The 1,448-nt window shown below is 68.6% G+C and carries 1 protein-coding gene; it reads right to left on the bottom strand.

Annotation, left to right across the window (positions count from 1 at the left end; genetic code table 11):
• Nucleotides 1-29 precede the first annotated feature (29 nt).
• The gene (locus tag PKF00_RS43825) at nucleotides 30-1,256 is read right to left on the bottom strand and encodes an IS110 family RNA-guided transposase (protein WP_438827875.1); all 1,227 of its coding nucleotides are present in this window, start codon (nucleotides 1,254-1,256) and stop codon (nucleotides 30-32) included.
• Between the last annotated feature and the right edge of the window lie 192 nt (nucleotides 1,257-1,448).

Raw genomic sequence — 1,448 nt, 5'->3', positions numbered from 1 at the left:
TTCGAAAGACATCCCAGGAGCTTTAGGTGTCAAGCAGCCAGCGATTCGGCGTGATGCGCCCATGCGGTCGCCTCGTCGTAAAGGGTGCCGGTCTTGAGGCAGCCGTGCAGAATGCCCACCAGCCGGTTGGCGACCTGGCGCAGCGCGGTGTTGTAGTCACTATCGCGGGTGCGTTGCTTGTCGTAGTAGGCGCGGGCACCGGGCGAGACGCGGACCGCGGTGGCGGCCTGAGTCATCAGGGCGTCGATGAGCCGGTCATTGTGCACGAAGCGAGCCGCGATGACCTTCTTCTTCCCCGAAGCCCGGGTGATCGGCGAGGTGCCGGCATAGTTCTTACGGGCCTTGGCACTGGCGTACCGCGTGGGGTCGTCGCCGAACTCTGCGAGCACCCGGGCACCGAGGATCGGTCCCAGCCCGGGCTGGGAGCAGACGATCTCAGCGGCCGGGTGCTGGCCAAAATGGGCCTCGACCTCCTTGCGCATGGCCATGACCTGCTGGTTCACGGCGGAAAGAACGCTCAGCAGGGCCCGGACGGAGGCGGTATAGGCGGCGGTGACCACAGCCGGTTGGCCCAGGTGCTCGGTGCGCAGCGCGGCCTGGATCGGGGCGGCCTTGCCGGCCAGGTCGCCGCGACGGCCGGCGCGTTTGAGCGCCGCGCTGATCTGGCTGACGGTCAGCGTGGCCGCCGCGGCCGGGCTGGGGGCCTTGGCCAGAAGTTCCAGCGCCTCGGGGGCGTCCAGGTCCTCAAACGCGGCGAGGGCGGCGGGGAAGTACTCGCGCAGCGCGTGCCGCAGCCGCTGGGTGTGGCGGGTGCGCTCCCAGATCAGCGTCTTGTGCATCCGGGTCACGACCTTGATAGCCGCGGCCTGCGGGGTATCGGCGGCCACCGGGCGCAGCTGGTGGGAGTCGGTGCGGACCATGTCGGCCAGCATGTGCGCATCGGCCGCATCGCTCTTGGCGCCCGAGACCGTCAGCCGTTCCCGGTAGCGGGCGGCCTGCAGCGGGTTGACCGCCAGCACCGTGTACCCGGCGGCGACCAGTGCCCCCACCCATGGACCGCGGTCGGTCTCGATCCCGACGATCACCTCCGCCTCATCGGCGTCTTCACCGAAGCACTCGCCGATCATGGCGTGAAGCCTCTCCATCCCCGCCACGCCTTCGGGCAGCCGGGCCTTGGCCAGCCGCCGCCCGGAGGCGTCCATCAGCTCCACATCGTGATGATCCTCGGCCCAGTCATCCCCGACGAACAATCGCACCGTTTCTCCTGTCTGCGGTATCGCCACTGGTCAGCAGCCTGCGGGAGAACCATCGGCGACCTAATGAAGCAGTGCTCACGCCGCAAGCGGGCGGGCACGACATCCCATCAGCGATCAACTCTCCCGGCCGACCGGCAAGGGGCACGATCTTTCGTCAGGACTCAACGTCCAGGAGCACACAGTGCTCACCTG

Origin of the sequence: Streptosporangium carneum (assembly GCF_027922005.1) — a bacterium.
Classification (GTDB): Bacteria; Actinomycetota; Actinomycetes; order Streptosporangiales; family Streptosporangiaceae; genus Streptosporangium; species Streptosporangium carneum.
Note: the sequence above shows the minus strand (reverse complement) of the source record. Positions and strands in the feature narration are given on the sequence as shown.